Source organism: Streptomyces sp. cg40 (assembly GCF_050320165.1).
In the GTDB taxonomy this organism is placed as follows: Bacteria; Actinomycetota; Actinomycetes; order Streptomycetales; family Streptomycetaceae; genus Streptomyces; species Streptomyces hokutonensis.
In genome coordinates this window covers 2417924-2437342 of sequence record NZ_CP190128.1, presented here as the reverse complement: position 1 = coordinate 2437342, position 19419 = coordinate 2417924, and the positions used below count along the sequence as shown (strand labels likewise).

General features: G+C 70.0%; 18 protein-coding genes. 9 read left to right on the top strand and 9 right to left on the bottom strand.

Features of this window, described 5'->3' with window-relative positions; genetic code table 11:
• The 6 genes from ACQHII_RS10745 (at position 1) to ACQHII_RS10720 (ending at position 6492) form a co-directional block, all read left to right on the top strand.
• On the top strand, positions 1-240 hold the full coding sequence (locus tag ACQHII_RS10745) for a zinc ribbon domain-containing protein (protein WP_427919076.1): 240 nt from the start codon (positions 1-3) through the stop codon (positions 238-240).
• Positions 135-1487, top strand: coding sequence for a vWA domain-containing protein (locus ACQHII_RS10740; RefSeq protein ID WP_427919075.1), 1353 nt, complete (start codon positions 135-137; stop codon positions 1485-1487). Before ACQHII_RS10745 ends, ACQHII_RS10740 begins: the two co-directional genes overlap by 106 nt.
• A 107-nt stretch (positions 1488-1594) precedes the next feature.
• Entirely contained in the window at positions 1595-2179 is a 585-nt protein-coding gene (locus tag ACQHII_RS10735; protein ID WP_427919074.1) for an FHA domain-containing protein, read from the top strand.
• Positions 2180-2605: 426 nt separating this feature from the next.
• Positions 2606-4372, top strand: a complete 1767-nt coding sequence (locus ACQHII_RS10730; protein WP_427919073.1) for an ABC transporter permease — start codon at positions 2606-2608, stop codon at positions 4370-4372.
• Positions 4373-4415: 43 nt separating this feature from the next.
• Entirely contained in the window at positions 4416-5807 is a 1392-nt protein-coding gene (locus ACQHII_RS10725; protein WP_427919072.1) for a nitrate/sulfonate/bicarbonate ABC transporter ATP-binding protein, read from the top strand.
• Positions 5808-5811: 4 nt separating this feature from the next.
• Entirely contained in the window at positions 5812-6492 is a 681-nt protein-coding gene (locus ACQHII_RS10720) for an MgtC/SapB family protein (protein WP_427919071.1), read from the top strand.
• Between the two features lie 11 nt (positions 6493-6503).
• Here the strand turns inward: ACQHII_RS10720 and ACQHII_RS10715 are convergent, their stop codons facing one another.
• Positions 6504-6911: an ArsR/SmtB family transcription factor gene (locus tag ACQHII_RS10715; RefSeq protein WP_427919070.1), complete on the bottom strand. Its 408-nt coding sequence runs from the start codon at positions 6909-6911 to the stop codon at positions 6504-6506.
• Positions 6912-6968: 57 nt separating this feature from the next.
• Here ACQHII_RS10715 and ACQHII_RS10710 point away from each other — a divergent pair, with 57 nt between their 5' ends.
• Positions 6969-7994, top strand: a complete 1026-nt coding sequence (locus tag ACQHII_RS10710) for a magnesium and cobalt transport protein CorA (protein WP_427919069.1) — start codon at positions 6969-6971, stop codon at positions 7992-7994.
• A gap of 63 nt (positions 7995-8057) precedes the next feature.
• On the top strand, positions 8058-9155 hold the full coding sequence (locus ACQHII_RS10705) for a magnesium and cobalt transport protein CorA (protein WP_427919068.1): 1098 nt from the start codon (positions 8058-8060) through the stop codon (positions 9153-9155).
• Between the two features lie 98 nt (positions 9156-9253).
• Here ACQHII_RS10705 and ACQHII_RS10700 read toward each other — a convergent pair whose 3' ends face one another.
• Complete coding sequence (locus ACQHII_RS10700; protein WP_427919067.1) at positions 9254-9964, bottom strand: cation transporter; 711 nt, start codon at positions 9962-9964, stop codon at positions 9254-9256.
• 1 nt (position 9965) lies between these two features.
• Entirely contained in the window at positions 9966-10301 is a 336-nt protein-coding gene (locus ACQHII_RS10695; protein WP_427919066.1) for an ArsR/SmtB family transcription factor, read from the bottom strand.
• A 126-nt stretch (positions 10302-10427) separates the two neighbouring features.
• Between ACQHII_RS10695 and ACQHII_RS10690 the strand changes: the two genes are divergently transcribed.
• On the top strand, positions 10428-10727 hold the full coding sequence (locus ACQHII_RS10690) for a hypothetical protein (protein ID WP_427919065.1): 300 nt from the start codon (positions 10428-10430) through the stop codon (positions 10725-10727).
• A 77-nt stretch (positions 10728-10804) separates the two neighbouring features.
• On the opposite strand, the gene ACQHII_RS10685 is transcribed toward ACQHII_RS10690, so the two are convergent.
• The 6 genes from ACQHII_RS10685 to kdpB all read right to left on the bottom strand — a co-directional run bounded on the left by ACQHII_RS10685 (position 10805) and on the right by kdpB (position 18981).
• A complete protein-coding gene (locus ACQHII_RS10685; RefSeq protein WP_427919064.1) occupies positions 10805-11086 on the bottom strand; it encodes a hypothetical protein in 282 nt (93 codons plus the stop codon).
• A gap of 149 nt (positions 11087-11235) precedes the next feature.
• Positions 11236-11754, bottom strand: a complete 519-nt coding sequence (locus tag ACQHII_RS10680) for a hypothetical protein (RefSeq protein WP_427919063.1) — start codon at positions 11752-11754, stop codon at positions 11236-11238.
• A 116-nt stretch (positions 11755-11870) separates the two neighbouring features.
• The gene (locus tag ACQHII_RS10675; protein ID WP_427919062.1) at positions 11871-13826 is read right to left on the bottom strand and encodes an amino acid transporter; all 1956 of its coding nucleotides are present in this window, start codon (positions 13824-13826) and stop codon (positions 11871-11873) included.
• Between the two features lie 189 nt (positions 13827-14015).
• Positions 14016-15365: an aminotransferase class I/II-fold pyridoxal phosphate-dependent enzyme gene (locus ACQHII_RS10670; RefSeq protein WP_427919061.1), complete on the bottom strand. Its 1350-nt coding sequence runs from the start codon at positions 15363-15365 to the stop codon at positions 14016-14018.
• A 309-nt stretch (positions 15366-15674) separates the two neighbouring features.
• Entirely contained in the window at positions 15675-16484 is an 810-nt protein-coding gene (locus ACQHII_RS10665; protein ID WP_427919060.1) for an SDR family NAD(P)-dependent oxidoreductase, read from the bottom strand.
• Between the two features lie 343 nt (positions 16485-16827).
• On the bottom strand, positions 16828-18981 hold the full coding sequence (kdpB, locus tag ACQHII_RS10660) for a potassium-transporting ATPase subunit KdpB (protein ID WP_427919059.1): 2154 nt from the start codon (positions 18979-18981) through the stop codon (positions 16828-16830).
• Positions 18982-19419 lie beyond the last annotated feature (438 nt).

The following is a 19419-nucleotide window of genomic DNA, read 5'->3' as shown; positions in this document are numbered from 1 at the left end:
ATGCGGCGACCGACCGTCTGCCCCGCCTGCGGCGAACCTCTGGAGCCCGACGACAGGTTCTGCGGCGCGTGCGGCACGGAACTGACGTCCGCGGAACACGAACCCACCCGAAGCAGGCTCAAGGAGCGCAAGCGATGGCTGTCTTCTCCAAGTCGGACGTGCCGCAGTTCGCCGTCGACATCTACCAGAACGAGTTCCTTCCGGAGGGCGGCCGTGAGGTCAACGCGATCGTCACCGTGACCGCGACCGGCGGCGGCACCCTCGGCGGCCTGCCGCTGGGGACCCCGAACACGGCCTGGGTACCCGGGACCGCACCGGGCGCGGCCGTGGTCGTCATGGTCGACTGCTCCGGTTCGATGAACAACCCGCCGGCGAAGATGCAGAACGCCCGCGACGCCACCGCTGCCGCGATCGACACCATCCGCGACGGCGTTGCCTTCGCCGTGATCGCCGGTACTCATATGGCCCACGAGGTCTACCCCGCGGACGGCCAACTCGCCGTGGCCGATTCCTCCACCCGCCACCAGGCCAAGCAGGCGGTGCTCAACCTCGGTGCGGACGGCGGTACCGCGATCGGCAGTTGGCTGTGGCTCGCCGACGAACTGCTCGCCACGGCCGACGTCCCGATCCGCCACGGCATCCTGCTCACCGACGGCCGCAACGAACACGAGGAGCCCGGCGCGCTACGGGCCGTACTCGCCGCCTGTGCCGGACGCTTCACCTGCGACACCCGAGGCGTCGGCACCGACTGGGAGGTGAAGGAACTCACCGACATCTCCTCGGCCCTGCTCGGCTCCGTGGACATCGTCGCCGACCCGTCCGGCCTGACCGACGACTTCCGGCAGATGATGGAGAACGCGATGGGCAAGGGCGTCGCCGATGTGGCACTGCGCGTCTGGACCCCGCAGGGCTCCGAGGTCAAGTGGGTCAAGCAGGTCGCCCCCACGGTCGAGGACCTGACCCTCCGCCGCGCCGAGACCGACCCCCGCGCCGGTGACTACCCGACAGGCTCCTGGGGCGACGAGTCCCGGGACTACCACGTGTGTATCCGGGTTCCCCACTCGGAAGTCGGCGAGGAAATGCTCGCAGCCCGGGTCTTCCTCGTGGTTCCCCAGCCCGACGGTACGACGGAGGCGGTCTCCCAGGGCTTCATCCGCGCGTGTTGGACCGACGACATGGTCGCTTCCACTCGCATCAACCCTCAGGTCGCCCACTACACCGGGCAGGCCGAACTCGCCCAGGTCATCCAGGAGGGCCTGGAAGCCCGCAAGCAGGGCGACTTCGACTCGGCGACCGCCAAGCTGGGCCGCGCCGTCCAGCTCGCGAGTGCCTCCGGCAACGACGACACCGCGAAGCTGCTCGCCAAGGTGGTGGATGTCGTCGACGCCGCGTCCGGCACGGTACGGCTCAAGGCCAAGGTGGCCGGCGTCGACGAGATGACACTGGAAACACGCTCGACGAAAACCGTACGGGTGAAGAAGAAATAGTGCGCTCCCTGCACCGAGGGGCGGAGAGAGAACGAACGAACATGCCGACTTGCCCGAACGGCCACCAGTCCGAAACGGACGACTGGTGCGAGGTGTGCGGCCACCGCATGTCCTCGGCACCAGTCCCGGCCGCCGCCGAACGCTGCCCCGACTGCGGCACGCCCCGGGGGGAACAGGCGCGCTTCTGCGAAGAGTGCCGCTACGACTTCGCCACTCAGCCAGACACCGTCACCGTCCCTCCATCGCCTTCCTCACCGCCTACCCCGCACAAGGACGTCCCCGCGGGCTCGCCGGACTGGACCGCCACCGTCCACGTCGACCACGAATACTTCGCCAAGGTGATGGCCCGCAGCGAGCCGGAGGACCAGGGACACTACGTCCCCACCCCGACCCCCGACCTGCACATCCCCCTCACCCACATCATGATCACCATCGGCCGCCGCCGGTCCACAGGTCACACCCCCTTCATCGACCTGGGCGGTGACCCCGAGGACCCGGGTGTCTCCCACGAACACGCCATCCTCATCCAGCAGCCCGACTCCACCTGGACCCTCATCGACAAGGGCTCCACCAACGGCACCACGGTGAACGGCACGGAGGACCCCATCGCTCCCTACCGGCCGGTGCCGCTGACGGACGGCGACCGCGTGCACGTCGGACTCTGGACGACAATCACGATCCACCGGAACTGAACCGCGTCCGCAGGGGCCGACGATCCTCGGCGTCGGCCTGTGCTTGGGCCGCGGAGGGACAGCCCGGCCTTATTTGCGTAATGACGCAACAAGGGGCACACTCTTGGGGTCGGGTCCTGTGCGCACGTCGAGGCGTCGGGGCACAGCCATATCACGGATCGGAGGCAGCCATGGGTGCCGACCCTCCTAGTCCGCGCTGCCTCCCGGGCACTCGCTGACGTCAGTCGACCACGGCTCTCGGCCCTGGTTCTCCCGCGCCGGACGCGGCCCCCGTCTCGAAGAGGCGGCGGTGGCCGATCACGCGCACACACTCCATCCTTACTTGTCTTTCCCATGCTGCGTGGGTGAGCCCTGCCCTGCCGTCGGCGCGTCCGTCGCGGTCAGGTCATGTCGGCGTGCCCAGAGTGTGGGCGGAGGTCTTCCGTGATGTCGTTCCGTACAGACACCAAGTCTGCCGAGTCGGCGACGCGCACACCCCTCGTCGCGCGGCTGCCCCGGCGCCTTTCCCAGTTCTCCTGGGTGGACGCGGCCGTCGCCGCCGCCGTGCTCGTCCTCCTCTATGCCGTGCTGCGCGTGGGCCAGGGCACCACCGTCGCCTTCAGCACCCACCAGAACGTCCACGTCGACACCGATCCGTCGCAACTGCCCTACGACGCGGCGCGCTCGCTGCTGCGGATGTTCGCGGCGCTGGCGCTGTCGGTCGTGTTCACGTTCGGCTACGCCTACGCGGCCGCCAAGAGCCGCCGGCTGGAGCGGATCCTGATCCCGGCGCTGGACATCCTCCAGTCCGTCCCCGTGCTCGGCTTCCTCACCGTCGCCGTGACCGGGTTCATCGCCCTGTTCCCCGGCTCGATGCTGGGCCTGGAGTGCGCGTCGATCTTCGCGATCTTCACCTCGCAGGCGTGGAACATGACGTTCGGCTTCTACTACTCCCTCACCTCCCTCCCGCGTGAACTCGACGAGCTGTCACGGTCGTTCGGCTTCACGAAGTGGATGCGGTTCTGGAAGGTCGAGGTCCCCGCCGGGATGATCGGCCTGGTCTGGAACGGCATGATGAGCTTCGGCGGCGGCTGGTTCTTCCTGGTCGCCTCGGAGGCCATCAGCGTCAACAACCAGCAGTACGCCCTGCCCGGCGTCGGCTCCTACGCGGGCGCCGCCATCACCGACGGCGACCTGGGCAAGGTCGGCTGGGCCATCCTCACCATGGCCGTCATGGTCATCGGCGTGAACTTCCTGTTCTGGCGCCCGCTGACCGCCTGGGCCGAGAAGTTCAAGAACGAGCAGTCCGAGGCGAGCGAGGTACAGCGCTCCGTCGTCCTCGACTTCCTGCGCCGCTCGCACTGGCCGCAACTGCTTGGCCGGGTGCTGCGCCCGGTGGGACGGGGACTCAGCCGCGCGGGACGGCTGTTCGGCACCGACGACCGGCCGCTGGCCGTCGACCCGGCGCGACAGCGCACGGGGGACCTGGTCTTCACACTCGTGGCGGGCGGGCTGATCGTATGGGGCCTGATCGACCTCGGCCGCTACCTCTACGACCGCACCGGCCTCGGCGTGTTCGCTGAGCCGCTGCTGCTCGGACTGGCCACGCTGGCAAGGGTGTTGGTGCTGGTCGCGCTGGCCACGGTGATCTGGGTGCCGATCGGCGTGAAGATCGGGTTCTCGCCCCGGCTGACCCGCATCGCCCAGCCCGTGGTCCAGGTCCTGGCGTCCTTCCCCGCCAACTTCCTCTTCCCGCTCGCCGTCTGGTTCTTCCTGAAGACCGGCATGTCCATCAACATCGGCGGCACGCTGCTGATGGCCCTGGGCGCCCAGTGGTACATCCTCTTCAACACCATCGCCGGCGCCATGTCCATCCCCACCGACCTGCGCGAGGCCATGGACGACCTGGGGGTCACCGGCTGGCAGCGCTGGAAGCGGCTGATCATTCCGGGGATCTTCCCCTCATACGTCACCGGCGGGATCACTGCGTCCGGCGGCGCCTGGAACGCCTCGATCGTCTCCGAGGTCGTCACCTTCGGCGGCACCACGCTCACGGCCACCGGCCTGGGGGCGTACATCGCCAAGGCCACCGAGCACGGCGACTACCCGCACCTGATCGCGGGGGTGGCGGTGATGAGCCTGTACGTCGTCGGACTGAACCGGCTGCTGTGGCGCCGCCTGTACCGGCTGGCCGAGGCCCGCTACTCCCTCTGATCCATCTGAACTTCCCTGATTTTCAAGCAACTTGGAGCACGTCATGGTGCTGAACGCCCTGCGCGGCCTGCGCGCCGACCGCAACACCCCGGCCTACGACAGGACCCGCCCCGCCGACGGCGACGTACTGCTGGAGACGGTCGGCCTGACCAAGTCCTACGCCGGAGCCGACGGCGAACTGCCCGTCCTGTCCGGCATCGACCTCCAGGTCCGCGCCGGTGAAGTCGTCGCCCTGCTCGGCAAGTCCGGCTCCGGCAAGTCGACGCTGCTGCGCTGCCTGGCCGGGCTGGTGCCCACCAGCTCCGGCACCGTCTCCTACAAGGGCACCCCGCTGGCCGGCGCCAACCCCGGTACGGCGATGGTGTTCCAGACCTTCGCGCTGCTGCCGTGGCTGACCGTGCAGCAGAACGTCGAACTCGGCCTGGAGGCCAAGGGTGTCGGCGCCGCCGAGCGCGCGGACGCGGCCCGGCACGCCATCGACCTCATCGGCCTGGACGGCTTCGAGTCGGCGTACCCGAAGGAGTTGTCGGGCGGCATGCGCCAACGCGTCGGCTTCGCGCGGGCGTTGGTGGTCGAGCCGGACGTGCTGATGATGGACGAGCCGTTCTCCGCGCTCGACGTGCTGACCGCCGAGAACCTGCGCGGCGAGCTGATGGAGCTGTGGGAGTCGGGGCAGTTCCCGACCCGCGCGATCGTGCTGGTCACCCACAACATCGAGGAGGCCGTACTGATGGCCGACCGGATCGTGGTCCTCGGCGCCCGGCCCTACGGCACGATCCGCGAGGTCTTCGAGGTCGGCCTCGACCGCCCCCGCGACCGCAACTCGGCCGCCTTCGAGGACCTGATCGACCGCGTCTACCGCACCATGACCGGACGCCACAAGGAAGGCCGTACCCCCGGCCGCACGGAGTCCGTCGAGCTGGACAAGCGCACCCCGGCCAACACTCCGCTCCCGCAGGCCAGTGTGGACGGCCTGTCCGGTCTGGCGGAGATGGTGCTCAACCGGGGCGGCCGCTGCGATCTGGTCGATCTCGCCGACGACCTCGGCCTGGAGATCGACGACCTCCTGCCCCAGGTCGACGCCCTCGATCTGCTGGCCTTCACCACCCTCACCGGCGACGACCTGCTGCTCACCGACACCGGACAGCGGTTCGCGGGCGCCGACGTCCAGGAGTCGAAGAAGATCTTCGCCGAGGCGGTCCTCGGTCACGCGCCGCTGGTCCAGCTCGTCACCCGCAGCCTGCGCCAGAACCCCGGTCGGGTGTTGCGCGCCGGCTTCTTCCGGGACCTCCTGGCCCATCACTTCACCAGCGAACAGGTCACCGCCCAACTGGAGACGGCCACCGACTGGGGCCGCTACGCCGAGCTGTACTCCTACGACGCCGAGCCGCAGGAGTACCGGCTCGACGAGAACGACGCTCCGCGCAGGGGGTAGACCGATGAACAACCTTCACTTCGCCGTCGGCCTGGGTGCCGGACTGTCCGCAGGCGCGCTCATCGGCATCGAGCGGCAGTGGCGCCAGCGGATGGCCGGTCTGCGCACCCACACCCTGGTGGCCACCGGCTCAGCCCTGTTCGTCCTGCTGTCCAGCTCCTTCGGCTCGGGCGATCCCAGCCGGATCGCCGCGCAGGTGGTCTCCGGCATCGGCTTCCTCGGCGCCGGCGTCATCATGCGCGACGGCGTCAACGTCTCCGGCATGAACACCGCGGCCACGCTGTGGTGTTCGGCCGCCGTCGGCTCCCTCGCCGGAGCCGGTCTGCCGGGTTACGCGCTCGCCGGGGCGGCGGCGATCGTCGCCGTCAACACCGCCGTACGCCGCCTCGCGCAGCGTCTGGACCGGCAGCCCGGATCCGGCGACGAGGTGCCGACGCCGTACGAGGTGGAGGCCGTGGTCGTGGCCTCGGACGAGGCCCACATCCGGACCCTGCTCGTGAAGTCGCTCTCCGGTCCGGACAGCCGCCTGCACGCGGTCGCCGCGAGCCGCGGCGGTGCGGACGGCCAGGTCCGGATACGGGCCGAGATCACCTCCGAGGGTGCCGACAGCACGCAGGTGGAGAGCGCGGTCGCCCGCATCAGCATGGAACCGGCCGTCGTCTCCGCCCTCTGGCGGACCGTATGACGAGGGGTGTCTCAGTGCTCGGCGACCGGGCGGCGACGTACTCGTGCCCCGGCCGGGTGCTCCTGCGCGACAGGCGCCGTCGCCTCACCCGCCTCGGCCGCGTCCTCCGGAGCCCCGACCGCGTCCCCCGCCAGTACGGCGCTCTCCAGCAGCGCCCGCACCTGACGACCGGCTGCCCGGTAGTAGATCCGGGTGCCCTCCCGCCGGGAGTCGACCAGCCCCGCCGCCCGCAGCCTCGCCAGGTGCTGGGAGGTGGCCGCGACATGCGCGCCGATCAGCTCCGCCAGACGGCTGACCGGCAGCTCCCGCTCGGTCAGCGCCCACAGCAGCCGGTAGCGCGAGGGGTCGGCCACTGCCTTGAGCACCGCCACCGACCGCTCGGCCTGCTCCTCGTCCCATGACGCTACTTGCGCTTCCATGCAAATATGCTAACCCGGTGGCACGGACGACACCCGCGCCCCGCAAGGAGGTGAGCCATGACGGCCCACGACACGTCTCCTCAGCCGATCTCCGTCGTCGACTGTGCCCTGTACGAGTACGGGCGTCGCCGACCGGGCCAACTGCCGCTCGGCGAGGCCATGGACGTCGCCAGGACCACACCCGGCGCCTTCGTCTGGATCGGCCTGCACGATCCGACCGCCGACCAACTCCAGGTCGTGGCACGCGCTTTCGGCCTGCACCCCCTCGCCGTCGAGGACGCCCTCGAAGCCCACCAGCGGCCCAAGCTGGAACGCTACGACGACACCCTCTTCCTCGTCCTGCGCACCGCCGTCTACCTCGAACACGACGAGCTGACCCCCACCACCGACATCGTCGGTACCGGCGAGATCATGGCCTTCGCGGGCCGCGACTTCATCGTCGTCGTCCGCCACGACCCCTCCGAGCCGCTCACCGCCGTCCGCAGCCGCCTGGAGGCCGATCCCGAGCGCCTCGCCCACGGTCCTGTCGCCGTCCTGCACGCCGTCGCGGACTCGGTCGTGGACCAGTACCTGGACGTCGTCACCGCTCTGGAGACCGACGCCGACGAGATCGAGAACGACGCCTTCTCCCCGGACGCCGGCCACGACGTCGGCCGTACCTACCAGCTCAAGCGCGAACTCCTCGAACTGCGGCGCACGGTCGCCCCGTTGACCCAGCCGCTGCGCGACCTCGCCGAACGCCGCGTCCCCGGCGTGGACCGGGAACTGGCCGCCTACTTCCGCGACGTCGCTGACCACCTCGCCCAGGCCGCCGAACGCGTCGCGGCCCTGACCGAACTCGTCGACAACGCCCTGTCCATGGCCCTCGCGCAGACCAGCGTCCGGCAGAACCACGACATGCGCCGCATCAGCGCAGCCGCCGCGCTCATCGCCATACCCGTCGCCATCGCCGGCGTCTACGGCATGAACTTCGACCACATGCCGGAACTGCGCCAGCTGTTCGGCTACCCGCTGATGCTCGGCGCCACCGCCGTCCTCGTCACGGTTGTCTACCTGATCTTCCGCAAGAAGCGGTGGCTCTGACGTCCGTCCTGCCGCCCTTTGACACACTGTCCGGGTCCGACGCTCGGTGAAGGAGACTCCTGCATGTCCATGGTCGGCAACCTGCGCAAAGTCGCGAACCTGGCGCGGCGCAGCCGCCGCCGCGTGGACCTGAGCCACCCGGCCCGCTCCCCGCTCGGCTCGACCGTGGTCAACTGCGTCGTCTACCGCGACGGTGTCCGCCGGCCGGGAACGGACTCCGTGAAGGAGGCCGTCCGGCACGCTCGCAGGCACCGGGGCGAATTCGTGTGGCTGGGGCTGCACGAGCCCAGCGAGGAGGAGTTCGCCGGGGTGGCGGAACTGTTCGGCCTGCACCCGCTCGCCGTCGAGGACGCAGTTCACGCCCACCAGCGCCCGAAGGTCGAGCAGTACGGCGACGTCCTGTTCGCCGTGTTCAAGACCGTCACCTACGTTGAACACGCCGAACTGACCGCGACCAGCGAGGTGGTGGACACCGGCGAGATCATGGTCTTCACCGGCCCCGACTTCGTCGTCACCGTCCGCCACGGCCGGCACGGCTCGCTCGGCCCCCTGCGCGAGGACCTGGAAGCCGATCCCCGGCACCTGGCCAAGGGGCCCTCCGCCGTCCTGCACGCCATCGCCGACCACGTCGTCGACGACTACGTCACGGTCGCCGACGCCGTCCAGAACGACATCGACCAGGTGGAGACCGATGTCTTCTCCGCGCGCGGTTCCCGAGGCGCCGACGCCGGCCGCATCTACCAACTCAAGCGCGAACTCCTCGAACTCAAGCGGGCCGTGATTCCTCTCGCCCGTCCCCTCGACCGCCTCGCCACCGAACCGCGCAACTCCATCGACAAGGAGATACAGGCGTACTTCCGGGACGTCGCCGACCACCTCACCCGCGTCACCGAACAGATCACCGCCTTCGACGCCCTCATCGACTCCATCCTCCAGGCCCACCTCGCCCAGGTCGCCGTCGCCCAGAACGACGACGCCCGCAAGATCACCGCCTGGGCCGCGATCATTGCCGTCCCCACCATGATCTGCGGCGTCTACGGCATGAACTTCGACCACATGCCCGAACTGCGCTGGCGTTTCGGCTACCCCCTGGTCCTCACCGTCATCGCCACCGCGTGCTTCCTCCTCCACCGAGGCTTCAAGCGCAACGGCTGGCTGTGAGGGGCGAAGTGCACGACGTTGTACGCGCCTTCGCCACGGTGGCATCGGCCGACAGCTGACCATTTGTCATCCGTCCGTCCCGCCACAGCCTCGCGAAGTCAGCAGCAGGCACAGCCGGGCCGGCAGCCGCATGCATCCGTTTCCGCCTTCGCGGAGGGCAGCGCCGTGGCGGCGGGTACGGCGCAGCAGCCCTTGCCCTGCCAGGCGTCGCGGCCTTCCCTGACGGCGATGACGGCGATGACGAGGGCGGCGATCGGATCGGCCCAGGTCCAGTCGAAGAGGCTGTTGGCGAGCAGGCCGACGAGGAGGACGGCGGAGAGGTACGTGCACAGCAGGGTCTGCTTGGAGTCCGCGACGGCGGAGGCGGAGCCGATCTCACGGCCCGCCCTGCGCTGGGCGGCGGACAGGAACGGCATGACCAGCAGGGACAGGGCGGCGATGACGATGCCGGGAGTGGAGGGTTCGGCCTCGCCGGTTCCGGTCAGCGCTCGGACGGCATCGACGGTGACGTAGGCGGCGAGGGCGAAGAAGGAGACGGCGATGATCCGCAGGGTGGTCTTCTCGCGGGCTTCGCGGACCGTGTGGTCGGTGGCGGAGAACTGCCAGGCGACGGCGGCCGCGGAGGAGACCTCGATGACCGAGTCGAGGCCGAAGCCGATCAGCGCGGTGGAGGACGCCATCGTGCCGGCGGTGATCGCGACGACCGCCTCGACGACGTTGTAGGTGATCGTCGCCGCGACCAGCAGCCGTATGCGCTTCGCCAGCGCGTCGCGGCGGGCCGGGGACGGGCCGAGGGATTTGGCGGTCATCTCAGCAGCAGCCCTTCTCCTCGGCGTCCGGGCAGGTGCGTTCGGTCTCGACCGCGACGACGGCCGTGCGCAGGTCGTCGAGTGCGTGGCCGAGACGCTCGTCGGCGAGTTCGTAGCGGGTACGGCGGCCCTCGGGGACGGCGACGACCAGGCCGCAGTCCCGCAGGCAGGCCAGGTGGTTCGACAGGCGGGTGCGGGAGACGCCCAGAGCCTCGGCGAGGTCGGACGGATAGGCCGGGGCCGCGCGCAGGGTGAGCAGGAGGCGGCAGCGGATCGGGTCGGCTAGCGCGCGGCCGAAGCGGGCCAGGACTTCGATGTCGGAAGCAACAGTCAGCACAGGATGAAAGTACACGTGATCCTGAATTCAGGAAACCGTGGATAATTGCTGGGAGGAGTGCGGGGCGCGCTGACCTGGAAGGTCTACCGTCGGTCGCATCCGCAGTGAACTGGGAGGACGGGACCCATGCGCATCACGCTTCTGACCGTGCCCGACTGCCCTAACGCGCCGATGGCACGGGAGCGGATCGACCAGGCACTCGCCGGCAGGGCCGCAGAGGTGACCGTGGTCGAGGTGTCCGACGAGACGCAGGCCGCAACGCTCGGCATGACTGGTTCCCCGACCGTCCTCATCGACGGCGTCGATCCCTTCGCCGTACCGGGGGCTGTCGCCTCCGTCTCCTGCCGCCTGTACCGGGGCACGGACGGGCTGACCGAAGGGGCGCCGAGCGTGACTGACCTGCGCCGCGTTTTGCTCACAGGGTGATGCATCCGCCGTCGACTGTCGCCGTGCTGGACCGGCTCCTGCGGCCACACGACCTCGTCATGGTGGCGTGACTCGGGTCATTCGTCGACGAGTTCGCCGAGAACCTCGGCGGCGGTTGTGTTGCCCTGGTCTGCCAGACGTCGCAGTTCGGTGAGGTCGCCCTGTTCGACGGCGAGTTCGATGAGCTGGTCCGTCGCGGTGGAGTTGCCTGCGTCCGCGAGACGCCGCAGTTCCTCCAGATCGCCGTACTCCGTGGCCAGTTCGATCAACTCGTCCGCCGCGTCCGGGTCTCCGCGATCGACGCGCTCGCGCAGTGCGGCCACATCGGACGGATAGGACGGGGTGGGTTCGGTCGTCATGGGACTCTCCGTGGCCTCGGGGGCATGAGGGGCTATGGGCAGCTATGAATCGGAGGGCAGTTTTCCCGAGGAACTCCGCCGGCGCGACCATCTCTTCGAGCGGCGCCCGGCGTGTCGGCGCTGCGTCGGTGAGCAGGCCCAGGCGCGGTTCAGGAAAGTCCCGATGCCCGAAGCACCGCCTGGACCGTGTCGACGTCGATGTGATGCCCCAGCCGCTCCATGACGTCCGCTCCCAGGCGCAGCGTTCCGCGTTCCAGGGACCGGCGGACGCCCGTGTCGAGCTCGTGCCAGAGCAGGGGGTTGGCCGCGAGGATGCGGGGATCGAGTTCCAGCCTGTGACCGTGGGCGTCGCGCAGGACCAGGTGGGAGGAGACGCCGGCGTACTGCCGTACGGCGGTCAGCGCGTCCGTGTGGATCACCTGCCTGCGCCAGGGCGTGCGTACCGCCAGCCAGCCGGGGCCCGCGGTCACCCGCGGCGGCAGCAGGACCGCGCACACGGCGGCCGACAAGGTCACCCAGAGCAGGGCGCGCAGAGGCGTCAGGCTTCCCGCGTCCCAGTCGACCAGGACGCTCATGGCGCAGAACAACAGGGCGCAGCTCACCGCGAGCCGTGCGCTGCCACGCCAGTGGCGGTCGCCGGCCGAGCCTGCCGGTCCGCTCCGTCGCATGTCGTTGACGCTAGGCGCCCGTGCGGGGTCCGGCGATTGCCCCTGACGGGGTCCTAGCGGCGAGCGGGCGATTCTTGACGGGATCCTGACGCGGGTGTCGGTGGCCGACGACGTCCTCAGCCCGTGTGGACGCGCGGTCGGCGTTTGCGGTCCGGCTCCACCCCGCGCAGGACCTCTCGGGTGACCGGGGCGACCTCGCCCTGGCCGAAGAGGAAGAAGCGGAGGAAGTTGGCGAACGGATTGCCCTCGGTCCACTCGAAGTACATGTGCGGGATGCAGCCGGTGGTGTCGCGGGCGTGGAGCATCAGCGCGGCGAGGGCGTTGGGGACGGAGGAGGACTCCAGGGTCAGGACGCGGTAGCGGTTGTGGAGGACCTCGCCGCGTACCGTCATGCCGGACTCGAACTCGGAGGCGTCGGTGACCGTGACCTCGACGAAGATGAAGTCCTCCTGCTCCGGCAGGTCGTTGTCGGCCCTCATCTGCTCGATCTTGTCGCGGTACTCGGCCTTGTCGCGGCGGCCGGGCTCGTTCGCGAGGAAGCGGATGCGCCGGTGGGACATGTCGCGGATGAATCGTTCCGCCATGTCGTCCAACTGCACGCTCGTCACGCGGAGTTCGAAGGCGCGGGCCAGTCGGGACAGCAGGGAGACCAGGATGATGCCGGCGATGAAGCAGGCGCCGATCTTGACGCCGTCCGGGCGTTCGACGACGTTGGCGACGGTGACGTAGAGGAGGACGGCTGACACGGCCGCGAAGCCGATGGTCCAGTTGCGCTGCTGGGCGCGGCGGGCGGAGATGGTGACCGCGATCGCGGCGGAGGACATCAGGACCAGGACGCCGGTGGCGTAGGCGCCGCCCTGGGCGTCGACGCTGGCGTCGAAGATCCAGGTGACCAGGAATGCGACGAGAGTGAAGACGATCACCATCGGGCGGACGGCCCGCGCCCAGTGCGGGGCCATGCCGTAGCGGGGGAGGTAGCGCGGCATCAGGTTGAGCAGGCCGGCCATCGCGGAGGCGCCGGCGAACCACAGGATGGCGATGGTCGAGACGTCGTAGACCGTGCCGAAGGCGTTGCCCAGGTACTCGTGCGACAGATAGGCGAGCGCGCGGCCGTTGGCCTGGCCGCCGGACTTGAACTCCTTCTCCGGGATCAGCACGGTCGTTATGAAGCTGGTGGCGATCAGGAACACGCTCATGATCAGGGCGGCGGCCGTGAGGAGCTTCTTGGTGTCGCGGATACGGCCCTTGGGGTTTTCCTCGGTGTCGTCCTCGTCGCCCTCGACGTGCGGCATGACGGCCACGCCCGTCTCGAAGCCGGACAGGCCCAGCGCCAGCTTGGGGAAGACCAGCAGGGAGACGCCGATCATCGCGAAGACGTTGCCGTGCTCGGTGGTCAGGGCGCTGGTCCAGTCGGTGACCACGTGTCCCTCGGTGAGCACGTGCCACATGCCGACGATCACGACGACCGTGTTGAGCGCCAGGTACACCGCGACCAGGACCACCGCGACACCGATGGCCTCCATGAAGCCCTTGAGGAACACCGCGCCGAGCAGGGCGACCAGGACCAGGGTGATCACCATCTGCTGTCCGTGCAGGGTGCTGGTCAGGTGCGGGTTCTCGATCAGGTGGGTCGAGGCGTCGGCGGCCGAGAGGGTGATGGTGATCAGGAAGTCGGTCGCGGCGAAGCCGAGCAGGGTGAGGACGAACAGCTTGCCCTTCCAGAACGACAGCAGCCGCTCCAGCATCGCGATCGAGCCCTCGCCGTGCGGACTCTCCTCCGCCACCCGCCGGTACACCGGAAGGGCGCCCGCCAGGGTGACGACGACGAGCACCAAGGTGGCGACCGGCGAGAGCAGTCCGGCGGCGAGGGCCGCGATGCCCGGCTGGTAGCCGAGGGTGGAGAAGTAGTCGACGCCGGTCAGGCACATCACGCGCCACCAGCGCTGGCCCTTGTGCGCGGGCTCCGGCTCGGCGTGCGGACCGGTGTGGCCGCCGTTCCTGCCCATGTCGGACAGGCCCTCCAGCATCCACGTCCGCAGTCGGCTCGGCGGTGGTTGTTCGGTGGTGACCATCGACGGGCTCTCCTGGTGCGCAGCTCAGCGTGGGGGCTCGGGCCATCACACGGACGGCGGCACCAGCGTAAGCAGAGAGTGACGCGTGGGCCCACGGGAGTGTGGTCCAGACGCGTCAAGACCCCGTTAAGAGCGGCCGGGCGAAGCGCTGCGGGAGCATCCGACCGGCCGCTCGGTGGGTGTGAGCGATCAGCAGGGCGAGGCGATGCCGCTCTGCCGGGCCTCGCGGATGCAGGTGTCGAGGATGTCGATCGCGGTGTCGATGTCGTCGTCCGTGTGGTCCGCCATGGCCTGCATACGGAAGCGGGCCGCGTCGGAGGCGACGGCCGGCTGTTCGACCAGGTGGGCGATCAGGCCGGCGCGGGCGATGAGGCCGGAGGCCGTACGGCCCGTGGGGGTGTCGCCGATGAGGACCGGGACGACCGGGCAGACGACGTCACCCATGACCTCCAGGCCACGGGCCGTGAGTCCCTCGCGCAGGCGGGTGGCGACGGCCGCGACCGCCGCCCGGCGCCGCGCGCCCTCCGGTGAGGTCACGACGCCCAGCGCCGCGAGGGCGACGGCGGTCTGTACGGGGGTGATGGCGCTGGAGAAGGTCTGCGGACCGCCGAACATCCTCACGTACTCCCGGGCGGACGCGGAGGGCGTGGCGAGGAAGCCGCCCGTCGTGGCGAACGTCTTGGAGAACGCCCCGACGACGAAGTCGACCTGACCGAGGATCCCGTGCACCTCCAGTTGTCCGCCGCCGGACTCACCCATGGCGCCGAAGTCGTGGGCGACGTCGACCATCAGTTGAGCGCCGAACTCGCGGCAGATGCCAAGGAGTTCGGCCAGGTGTGGGGTGTCGGAGTCCATGGAGAACACGCCCTCGGTGACGACGAGGACGGCGTTGGTGGTGTCGGTGGCGCGGATGCCCTTCAGGTGGCGCCGTACGGCTTCGTTGTCGAGGTGGCGGAAGAACTCCACCGTGGCCCCGCTGGCGGCGGCGCCCTGACGCAGCGAGTCGTGGGAGAGCTTGTCGAGGAGGATGTGGTCGCGGCGGTGCATGAGTGCCCGGATGGTGCCGAAGCCGGACGCCCAGCCGGTCGGGAACAACGCCACGTGGTCGGTGTGCAGGGCCTTGGCGAGGCCGGCTTCCAGGGCCTTGCTGATCGGGTTGGCGCCGCCCAGGGCGGGGGAGCCGGCGGTGAGCGGGCCGTAGTCGCTCAGGGCTTGGTGCGCGGCGTCGAGGACGGCGGGGTGGCCGGTGAGCGAAAGGTAGTCCTGGCCGCCGAAGTTGGGCCCGTGGGTGACCACGCCGGTGTCGGACACCGCGGTGGCCCGGGTGGTCAGGGCCGTGTCGTAGCGGCGGAAGTACGGCCACAGATCCGCCTGTTCGCGGTCCCGCTGCCAGGCGAGATAGGCGTCGTTTCTGGTGGTCAGGTCGGGGCCGGACACCGTCCGGAACCGCATGATGTCCTTCGCGCGGGCATGGGCCCGACGGCTGTCGTCCGGCGCGGTCGGGGTGGGGGTGGGGGTGGCGGGCGCGGTGGTGGTCATGTGTCGCGTCTACTCCTGTGGTGGGGGAGGTGCGGGTCCTCGCTGTCCGGGCGGGTCTCGCCGGGACGGTGGGCCCACGTCGACGCTATGGCGCCGAGTGCCGCCAACGGCTGTGCGCTGACGCGTTCTTGATCGACTGGAAGCGTTTTCTAACGTTGGGTTGACGCGGGAGGGAGTTACGCGGAAGCGGTACGAGTGGGGCGGGCGGCCGAGGGTTCGCTGTTCCTCGTCGCCCGCCCCTGTCGCGTACGACGGCCGATCAGCTCTGGGCGCCCTTGCGGTGGTCGGTCTTCTTCTTCCGGCGGGCCTTCAAGCGCTACGGCCGACCAGCAGGTCCGCCAGCTTGTTCAGGCGCTTGACCGTGCGGTCCTCCGTCGCTGCCGGGGCAGGGTCGACCCGCTCATCGTGGTCGTAGTAGGCGCCGTTGACGATCTCGATGGCCGGGTCGCACAGCCGGACCACGTGCGTGGCGCCCTCGGCGGGGGAGACGCCCTCGTGGGCGTACAGGGGCAGCAGCGCGGTGTCGCAGACGCCCGGGTGCACGGAGACCGCGGTGACGCGCGGGTCGGCCGCGAACATCGTGAGGGCCAACTGGGACTGGGCGTACGCGGCCAGCCGGGAGTAGCGGCGGGCGCGGTTGGGGTCGGCCCACGAGATGGAGGCCGTGCGGTGCAGGGCCGACGAGACGCTGACGACCCGACCGCCCCGGTCGCTCGTCAGGGCCGGCTCCAGTAGACAGGTCAGCAGGTAGTGGGCGAGGAAGTTGACCTGGAAGGCGATCTCGTTGCCGTCGGTGGTGACGGTGTGGCGCTCGGGCGCGGCCATGCCCGCGTTGTTGACGAGCACGTCGAGGTGCGGGTGGTCGGCGTTCACCTGGTGGGCGAGGCGTTCGACCTCGTCGAGCCGGGTGAAGTCGGCGGCGTACGTGCGCAGTTGGCTGGCGTCGACGCCCGCTGTGGCGATCAGGCGGTCGGCGGCGGCGCGGGCCTCCTCGGCGGTGCGGCCGTGCAGCAGCACGGTGGCGCCGCGCTCGGCGAGCTGCCGGGCGGTCTCGTGTCCGATGCCGGAGGTGGCGCCGGTGACGAGCACGGTACGGGACGAAAGGGTGATGTCGGACATGATTCCATCCGGGGTTGCGGCACGTGGCACACCGCCTCACCGAGGGGGTGGCGTCACGTGCGGGGGTGAAGAGCAGGAAGCGGGGCGCCGTGTGGCATCACGGCGCCCCGGGGATGCGGAATGCGTCAGCGGGACACGGACGCGAGTGTTTCCGCACAGCGCGGCGCACGACGGGGCGGCCGAGCGGGACTCGGCGGCCGGTCGAAGAGGAGCCAGGCGCTGTTCACGTCCTCCATGGAAGTCGTACCTCAGGGCGGGCAAGCCCGGCCGCCGTTCTCTGATGCCCTTCTGACATGAGCATACGTGCCCTTGACGGCCGAGGCGAAGGGTTAGGCGACGCGGCTCAGCCGAGGCCGGGCACCCCCGAGATCAACAGGTCGATCAGCTTGATGCCGACGAAGGGCAGCACCAGGCCGCCGAGGCCGTAGACGAGCAGATTGCGGCGCAGCAGGTCATGGGCAGAGGAGGGGGTGTAGCGCACACCGCGCAACGCGAGCGGGATCAGGGCCACGATGATCAGCGCGTTGAAGATGATCGCCGAGGTGATCGCGGAGGTCGGGCTGTGCAGGCCCATGACGTTCAGGGACTCCAGGCCCGGGTACGAGCCCGCGAACATGGCCGGGATGATCGCGAAGTACTTGGCGACGTCGTTCGTGATGGAGAAGGTCGTCAACGCGCCCCGGGTGATGAGGAGTTGCTTGCCGATCTCGACGATCTCGATGAGCTTGGTCGGGTTGGAGTCGAGGTCGACCATGTTGCCGGCCTCCTTTGCGGCCGACGTGCCCGTGTTCATCGCGACGCCGACGTCCGCCTGCGCGAGGGCCGGGGCGTCGTTCGTGCCGTCGCCGGTCATCGCGACCAGCTTGCCGCCCTCCTGCTCGCGCCTGATCAGCGCGAGCTTGTCCTCGGGTGTCGCCTCCGCCAAGTAGTCGTCCACGCCCGCCTCTTCGGCGATGGCGCGGGCGGTCAGCGGATTGTCGCCGGTGATCATCACGGTGCGGATGCCCATGCGGCGCAGTTCCGCGAAGCGTTCGCGGATGCCGTCCTTGACGACGTCCTTGAGGTGGATCAGGCCGAGCACTCTGGGACCGTCCCAGTCGTGCACGGCCACGAGCAGGGGAGTGCCGCCGCCGGCGGCCACGGCGTCCGCGTACTGCCTCGCCTCGGGCGGGACTTGGCCGCCGTAGATCGCCACCCACTCGACGATCTGCTGGGCGGCCCCCTTGCGGATGGCGCAGACCGCGCCGTTGCTCCAGCGCAGGTCGACCCCGCTCATCCGGGTCTGCGCGCTGAAGGGGACCCACCGGGCGTTCGCCAGGTCGCCCTCGGTGGGGGCGCGCAGGCCGTACCGGTTCTTGGCCAGGACGACGACGGATCGGCCCTCGGGTGTCTCGTCGGCCAGCGAGGACAACTGGGCGGCGTCCGCGAGCTGTGCCTCGTCGATGCCGGGCAGCGGGACGAAGGCGGCGGCCTCGCGGTTGCCGAGGGTGATGGTGCCGGTCTTGTCGAGCAGCAGGGTGTTCACATCGCCCGCCGCCTCCACCGCGCGGCCGGACATGGCCAGCACGTTGCGCTGTACGAGCCGGTCCATGCCGGCGATGCCGATCGCGGACAGCAGAGCGCCGATCGTGGTCGGGATGAGGGTGACGAGCAGCGCGACCAGCACGGTCGTCGACTGGGCCGCGTTCGCGTATTCAGCCATTGGCTGGAGGGTGACCACGACGAGCAGGAAGATGATCGTGAGCGAGGCCAGCAGGATGTTCAGGGCGATCTCGTTCGGGGTCTTCTGTCGGGCGGCGCCCTCGACCAGGGCGATCATCCGGTCCAGGAAACTGTGCCCGGGCCGGGCGCTGACCCGTACGACGATCCGGTCGGACAGGACCGTCGTACCGCCCGTCACGCCGCTGCGGTCGCCGCCCGACTCCCGGATCACGGGCGCCGACTCGCCGGTGACCGCGGACTCGTCCACGGCCGCGACCCCGTCGACCACGTCGCCGTCCGCCGGGATCATCTCGCCCGCCTCGACGAGCACGACATCGAGTGGTTTGAGTTCGGTGGCGGCCACCGCCTCGGTGCGGGCGCTGCGCAGGTCCGTGCCCCAGCGCCAGGCCGGCAGGCGCAGTGCCACCGTGTCCGTACGTGCCCTGCGCAGCGACTCGGCCTGTGCCTTGCCCCGGCCCTCCGCGACGGCCTCCGCCAGGTTGGCGAAGACCACGGTCAGCCACAGCCAGACGCTGATGATCCAGGTGAACACGGCCGGGTGCAGCAGCGCGGACAGGGTGGTCAGCGCGGCTCCCACGGACACCACGAAGAGCACGGGGTTCCTGGCCAGGGTCCTCGGGTGCAGTTTGCGCAGTGCTTCGGGGAGGGACCTGACGAGCTGGGCGGGTTCGAAGGCACCGCTCGGGGCGCGGCGTCGGGCTCCTCCTCCCGGTGCGGGTCCGGTGGTGCGCTGGGGGCGGGACGGCGGGGCCTGCTCGGGCGCGGCGGGATGCATGACACCTTCGTGGCTCGGCGCGGCATGCGTCACGGCATGCCGACGGACTGGTCGCTGGACGGTTCGCGGAGCGCGGGTCCGTGCGGTGCCGGGGCCCCGGCACCGCACGGTGGTGCGCGGACGTCGGCGCGGGAAGACGGTGGACGTCACACGCGGTGCCTGCCTTCGGGACACGCACCTGGCCGCCGCGAGCCGCGTTCGGAGCGGAGACTCCGGAGCCGGTGAGGCCGTTGACGCCCCGGCCTCGGCGGCGGACCACAGGAACCTATCCGCGAGTCAGGGCCGAACAACCCTGCTCGGCGCGGAATTTGCGGCTTTCATACGGGTCCGCCGCGAGCGCCGTCAAGGCCCCGTCAAACAAACCTGGCGGACCGTCAGAGGGGCGTCAACGTCGTCCGCCGGCGACCGGATCCGGTCGCAGACTGATCACCAACGGGG

Coding starts and splice junctions, on each gene's coding strand:
- ACQHII_RS10745 (WP_427919076.1), top strand. CDS start 1: ATGCGGCGACCGACCGTCTGCCCCGCCTGCGGCGAACCTCTGGAGCCC.
- ACQHII_RS10740 (WP_427919075.1), top strand. CDS start 135: ATGGCTGTCTTCTCCAAGTCGGACGTGCCGCAGTTCGCCGTCGACATC.
- ACQHII_RS10735 (WP_427919074.1), top strand. CDS start 1,595: ATGTCCTCGGCACCAGTCCCGGCCGCCGCCGAACGCTGCCCCGACTGC.
- ACQHII_RS10730 (WP_427919073.1), top strand. CDS start 2,606: ATGTCGTTCCGTACAGACACCAAGTCTGCCGAGTCGGCGACGCGCACA.
- ACQHII_RS10725 (WP_427919072.1), top strand. CDS start 4,416: ATGGTGCTGAACGCCCTGCGCGGCCTGCGCGCCGACCGCAACACCCCG.
- ACQHII_RS10720 (WP_427919071.1), top strand. CDS start 5,812: ATGAACAACCTTCACTTCGCCGTCGGCCTGGGTGCCGGACTGTCCGCA.
- ACQHII_RS10715 (WP_427919070.1), bottom strand. CDS start 6,911: ATGGAAGCGCAAGTAGCGTCATGGGACGAGGAGCAGGCCGAGCGGTCG.
- ACQHII_RS10710 (WP_427919069.1), top strand. CDS start 6,969: ATGACGGCCCACGACACGTCTCCTCAGCCGATCTCCGTCGTCGACTGT.
- ACQHII_RS10705 (WP_427919068.1), top strand. CDS start 8,058: ATGTCCATGGTCGGCAACCTGCGCAAAGTCGCGAACCTGGCGCGGCGC.
- ACQHII_RS10700 (WP_427919067.1), bottom strand. CDS start 9,964: ATGACCGCCAAATCCCTCGGCCCGTCCCCGGCCCGCCGCGACGCGCTG.
- ACQHII_RS10690 (WP_427919065.1), top strand. CDS start 10,428: ATGCGCATCACGCTTCTGACCGTGCCCGACTGCCCTAACGCGCCGATG.
- ACQHII_RS10685 (WP_427919064.1), bottom strand. CDS start 11,086: ATGACGACCGAACCCACCCCGTCCTATCCGTCCGATGTGGCCGCACTG.
- ACQHII_RS10680 (WP_427919063.1), bottom strand. CDS start 11,754: ATGCGACGGAGCGGACCGGCAGGCTCGGCCGGCGACCGCCACTGGCGT.
- ACQHII_RS10675 (WP_427919062.1), bottom strand. CDS start 13,826: ATGGTCACCACCGAACAACCACCGCCGAGCCGACTGCGGACGTGGATG.
- ACQHII_RS10670 (WP_427919061.1), bottom strand. CDS start 15,365: ATGACCACCACCGCGCCCGCCACCCCCACCCCCACCCCGACCGCGCCG.
- ACQHII_RS10665 (WP_427919060.1), bottom strand. CDS start 16,484: ATGTCCGACATCACCCTTTCGTCCCGTACCGTGCTCGTCACCGGCGCC.
- kdpB (WP_427919059.1), bottom strand. CDS start 18,981: ATGCATCCCGCCGCGCCCGAGCAGGCCCCGCCGTCCCGCCCCCAGCGC.